This is a genomic window from Nocardia brasiliensis NBRC 14402 (assembly GCF_000308475.2).
Taxonomy (GTDB): domain Bacteria; phylum Actinomycetota; class Actinomycetes; order Mycobacteriales; family Mycobacteriaceae; genus Nocardia; species Nocardia brasiliensis.
Genome location: NZ_BAFT02000057.1, coordinates 48,636 through 53,287, shown reverse-complemented (window position 1 = coordinate 53,287; position 4,652 = coordinate 48,636). Strand labels below are relative to the sequence as shown.

Sequence of the window (4,652 nt, the reverse complement as noted above, 5' to 3'; positions counted from 1 at the left end):
CCGTAACCTCGCTTCCGGAACACCACGCAAGCGCTCCCCGACGACACCCGGACAGGACGCACACCTATCCCAGCGTGGCGCCCGTGTCTCGGGGTTCAGTTCTCATATCAATCAGGCAAAAAAGCTCATTGGCACTATCTGTCGGCCAGGGTGACCTTGTTACATAGGCGCGACCGCGTCCTTTACCCACCCACCGGCACCGCCGGCAATCTCGCTGCAGATCACCGATCCAATCTACCGTCGTCACGCGCACCGAACCAACCAACCGCCATAGCCGACGAACATGATCACAGGCAGCGCCGTTGCGGCCGATCCGAGTACCTCGTGTTGTGGTCCTCACATCCTGCGCGACGCGTCGCGACCGGGCTGCGGCGGGTCAGCTCTGGCGGATCCGCGCCGGGTCGTAGAGGTGGGATTGCGCACATGACAGCGTCGCCGACAGCGCGCGCCCGACCAGGATCACCGCGGCCTGCCGCAGCCCCGCCGCCGCCACCTGATCGGCGATATCGGCGAGGGTGCCGCGCAGGACCAGTTGCTCAGGCTGACTGGCCCGGTAGACCACCGCGACCGGACAGTCCGCGCCGTAGTCGCCGACCAGCTCCGCGGCCAGCTCGCGAATCCGGGTGATGGCCAGGTGCAGCACAAGGGTGGCGCCCGTGGCGGCGAAACCGGACAGCGCCTCGGAAGCGGGCATCGCGGTCGACCGGGCCCGGGTACGGGTGAGCACCACCGACTGGACCACCTCGGGGACGGTGAGTTCGGCGCCGAGCAGGGCGGCCGCAGCGGCGTAGGCGGGCACGCCGGGCGTGACGTCCCAGGCGATACCGAGCTCGTCGAGGCGCCGGGTCTGCTCGGTCAGCGCCGAGTAGAGCGACGGGTCGCCCGAGCACAGCCGGGCCACGTCCTTGCCGGAATCGTTCGCCCGCACCAGGTGCGCGGTGATCTGGTCGAGGTCCAGGTGCTGGGTGTCGATCAGTTCCGCGCCGGGTGCGCAGTGGGTCAGCACTTCCGGATCCAGGTAGGTGCCCGCATAAAGGCACACCGGCGCGGCGCGCAGCAGGCCGACCGCGCGCACGGTGAGCAGATCGGCCGCGCCCGGCCCGGCGCCGATGAAGTGCACGGTCATGCCGGTGAGTTTAGGCAGGCGGCCGTGCGCCCGAGCCGGGGTGCCGGTGGGTCAGGCCGTGGCGTCGAAGTGGGCGATCACCTTGCTGGGCCGCAACCGGACGACGAGTTCGCCCGGCACGCCGTTGCGCTTGCCGAACTCCTCGGCCCGGTCCGCGCCCATGTACCGGCCGCCGATCTCGGTGGCGGTGCGCAGCAGTTCGTCCGGGTCTTCGGAGAGGGTGACGAAGCCGCGCAACTGCACCGACGGGTACGGCGGCGCCTCTGCGTCGACGACCACGGCGACCCGGCCGTCCCGCAGGAACGCCTTGCCCTTGCTCGTCGTCTTGCCGGTATTGAAGACCAGTTCGTCGCCCTCGAGCACGAACCAGACCGGTGTCACCATCGGGCTGCCGTCGGCGGCGACGAAGGCCACCTTGCCCGTCCGCGTGCCGTGCTGCAGGAACTCGCGCACCTCAGGATCGGAAAGTGATGCCATGGGCTCAGCCTATGGGCAGACCGCACCGGGCACGGCGCACCGCGGCGCGCATGTTGCCGACCGCCGCCGGATCAGATCGCCCCCTGTTCCCGGGCCCGCGCCACGGCCGAGGTCCGCGAGCGCACGCCGAGTTTGGCGTAGATGTGCACCAGATGGGATTTGACGGTGGTCTCGCTCAGGAACAGCTCCTTGGCGATCTCGCGGTTGGACCGGCCGTCGGCGACCAGGCGCAGCACCTCGATCTCGCGCGGGCTCAGTGTGGTGTCGGCGCGACGCACCCTGGTCATGAGCTTCGACGCCACCGCGGGCGACAGCACGCTCTCCCCCGCGGCGGCCGCGCGCACGGCGGCGAGCAGTTCCGCCGGCGGCGTGTCCTTCAGGATGTACCCGCAGGCACCCGCCTCGATGGCGCCCAGGATATCGGCGTCGGTGTCATAGTTGGTGACCACCAAGACATTCGGCGGCTGCGGGAGCGCGCGCAGTTCCGCGGTGGCGTCCGCGCCGGAACGGCCCTGGCCGAAGCTCAAGTCCATCAGCACCAGATCCACCGCGGTGGTCGCGCAGAACGCGACGGCCGCCTCGGCGGTGGGCACGTCGCCGACGACGGTGAGATCGTCGCCGCCGTCCAGCAGCGCGCGCAGGCCCGCGCGCACGATCGCGTGATCGTCGGCCAGCAGCAGGCGGATCATGGCCGGTCCGCCCAGAGCGGAAAGGCGACGGTCACCGCGGTGTGCCCCGGCTCCGACTCCACCGCCATGGTGCCGCCCTGCTGCTCCACGCGCGAGCGCATGGCGGCCAGGCCGAAGGAACCCGAGGGCGGCCGGTCGAGCACGTCGGCGGCGATGCCGACCCCGTCGTCCACGACGTCGAGCAGGACCTGCGCGTCGGCGTAGGTCAGCGTCAGGCGCAGCCGGGCCGCGTCGGCGTGGCGCACCACGTTCGCGACCGCGCCCTGCGCGATCCGCACCAGGGCCGCCTCGATCGGCATCGGCAGACGCTCGGGAGTGCCCTCCACCACCAGCCGGGCGGTGCGGGCCGGGGTGTTGGCGCGCAGGCAGATTCGCTCCAGAGCTTGGGCCAGTGACTGTCCCTCCAACGCGGCCGGGGTCAATTCGGCGATCAGCCTTCGGGTTTCGGCGAGGTTCTCGGCCGCGGTCTCGCGCGCCAAGACGATCTGTTGCAGCGCAGGGTGTTCCGGCGCCGCCTGCTCGGCGGCGTGCAGGAGCAACTGGATACTACTCAGCCCCTGCGCGACCGTGTCGTGGATTTCCTGGGCCAGCCGTTCCCGTTCGGCCAGCTTGCCCGCGGTGCGCTCCTGCTCCGCGAGAGTGACTCGGGTGCTGAGCAATTCGTCGATCAGGCGCTGCCGCTGCGCCGACTCGCGAAACAGTGCCTGATAACCCAGGCCGATACCGACCGCCACCGCCGCGCCGAAGATCGGACCGATCACCCCGGCCACCGACCAGCCGCGGTGCATACCGAAGCCGAGTACCGCGATCGCGGTCGACGCCGCGACGGCCACCAGACTCCACGGCCGGGGCAGCAGGTGCAGATAGAGGAAGAACAAGCCGAAAGCCAGGTAGCCCGCGTCGGGGGCGAGCACGACCAGGCCGAGCCACCACACGGTGAGCGCCGCCAGCCACAGCTGGATACCGCCCGGCCGTCCGTTCAACACCGCCCCCGCGAAGTAGGTCAGCAGGAACAGCGCGGTCAATGCCACCACGGGCAGCGGGTGCGAGGCGCCGGGCAGCAGCGCGCGGACCGCGACCACCACCGCCAGCGCCGTCACCAGCACATGCAGGCCGTACCGCAGCGCGGTGAAGACGGGCGTGAGCGGTGACGAGTGCACCCTGCCAGCTTATGTGCGGCTACCTCGGCGGCATCCATCGAAAGGTGTAAAACGGCACCCACCGTTCGATCGGGCGCCGTTCCTCCGCCGGTGCGATGGCGGCGGGCGCCGCGCGCGGAACAGTGAAATCATGTTCGTCGCACTCCGAGATCTGCGCGCCGCCCGCGGTCGCTTCCTGCTCATCACCCTGGTCGTCACGCTGGTGGCGTTGCTGGTGAGTTTCCTGAGCGGGCTCACCGCGGGGCTGGCGCACCAGAACATCTCGGCCGTGCAGTCGTTCCCCGGGGACATGGTGGTGTTCGCCGACACCGGCGGGCAGCCCTCGTTCGAAGCTTCGACGCTGAGCCGGGAACAGGTCGCGGCCTGGCAGTCCGCGGCGGGACCCGACGGCACGGTCGACCCCATCGGCATCAGTCACGGCAAGGTCGATCCCGGCGGGCGGCCAGCGACGCAGGTCGCGTTGTTCGGCACGCAGGGTACGGCTTTCGGCAATCGCTCCGCAACCGAAAACGGCAGCGTGGTGCTGAGCGCCGGCGCGGCCACGGAACTCGGTGCGGCGGCGGGCGATTCGGTCACCATCGATGGGCGCGCCTTCACCGTGCAGGCCGTCGCCGGGGACGACTGGTACAGCCACACGCCGGTGGTGTGGCTGACCCTCACCGATTGGCAGGCACTCGACCCGCGGGCGGGCGCGGCGACCGTGCTCGCGGTTTCCGGTGTGCCGGATATCGCGGCAGTGAACGCGGCCGCGCGCACCCAGACGACGAGTTCGTCCGGCGCGCTCTCGGCGCTCAGCGCCTACCAGGCCGAAAACGGTTCGCTGACATTGATGACGGTGCTGCTCTTCGTCATCTCGGCGCTGGTGATCGGCGCATTCTTCACCGTGTGGACGGTGCAGCGGATGCCCGACATCGCGACCCTGAAAGCACTCGGCGCGACCTCCGGTTCCCTCGTCCGCGACGCCCTCGCGCAAGCCGCGATCGTACTGAGCGCCGGAGTGGCGGTCGGTCTCGGAATCACGGTCACCGCAGCGGCTTTCCTCGGTGACGCGCTTCCGTTCGTCCTCAGCCCGGCCACCACGCTGCTGCCCGCGGCCGTGTTGATCGTGCTCGGTCTGCTCGGCGCCGCGTTCGCCCTGCGCTTCCTGTTCACCACCGACCCGTTGACCGCGCTCGGCGCGGCACGTTGAGCCACTGGAGT

At 70.3% G+C, this 4,652-nt stretch carries 5 protein-coding genes; 1 reads left to right on the top strand and 4 read right to left on the bottom strand.

Annotated elements, in window-relative coordinates; genetic code table 11:
- Positions 1-376: 376 nt before the first annotated feature.
- The 4 genes from cobM to TY25_RS17435 form a co-directional block, all read right to left on the bottom strand.
- The gene (cobM, locus tag TY25_RS17450; RefSeq protein WP_042257580.1) at positions 377-1,126 is read right to left on the bottom strand and encodes a precorrin-4 C(11)-methyltransferase; all 750 of its coding nucleotides are present in this window, start codon (positions 1,124-1,126) and stop codon (positions 377-379) included.
- Positions 1,127-1,177: 51 nt separating this feature from the next.
- On the bottom strand, positions 1,178-1,603 hold the full coding sequence (locus TY25_RS17445) for a PPOX class F420-dependent oxidoreductase (protein WP_042257577.1): 426 nt from the start codon (positions 1,601-1,603) through the stop codon (positions 1,178-1,180).
- Positions 1,604-1,674: 71 nt separating this feature from the next.
- The gene (locus TY25_RS17440) at positions 1,675-2,292 is read right to left on the bottom strand and encodes a response regulator transcription factor (RefSeq protein WP_042257575.1); all 618 of its coding nucleotides are present in this window, start codon (positions 2,290-2,292) and stop codon (positions 1,675-1,677) included.
- Positions 2,289-3,452, bottom strand: coding sequence for a sensor histidine kinase (locus TY25_RS17435; RefSeq protein WP_042257574.1), 1,164 nt, complete (start codon positions 3,450-3,452; stop codon positions 2,289-2,291). The genes TY25_RS17440 and TY25_RS17435 overlap by 4 nt, the downstream gene beginning before the upstream one ends.
- Before the next feature lie 130 nt (positions 3,453-3,582).
- On the opposite strand from TY25_RS17435, the gene TY25_RS17430 reads away from it, so the two are divergent.
- Positions 3,583-4,641, top strand: a complete 1,059-nt coding sequence (locus TY25_RS17430) for an ABC transporter permease (RefSeq protein ID WP_042257573.1) — start codon at positions 3,583-3,585, stop codon at positions 4,639-4,641.
- The last annotated feature ends 11 nt before the right edge of the window (positions 4,642-4,652 follow it).

Coding starts and splice junctions, on each gene's coding strand:
- cobM (WP_042257580.1), bottom strand. CDS start 1,126: ATGACCGTGCACTTCATCGGCGCCGGGCCGGGCGCGGCCGATCTGCTC.
- TY25_RS17445 (WP_042257577.1), bottom strand. CDS start 1,603: ATGGCATCACTTTCCGATCCTGAGGTGCGCGAGTTCCTGCAGCACGGC.
- TY25_RS17440 (WP_042257575.1), bottom strand. CDS start 2,292: ATGATCCGCCTGCTGCTGGCCGACGATCACGCGATCGTGCGCGCGGGC.
- TY25_RS17430 (WP_042257573.1), top strand. CDS start 3,583: ATGTTCGTCGCACTCCGAGATCTGCGCGCCGCCCGCGGTCGCTTCCTG.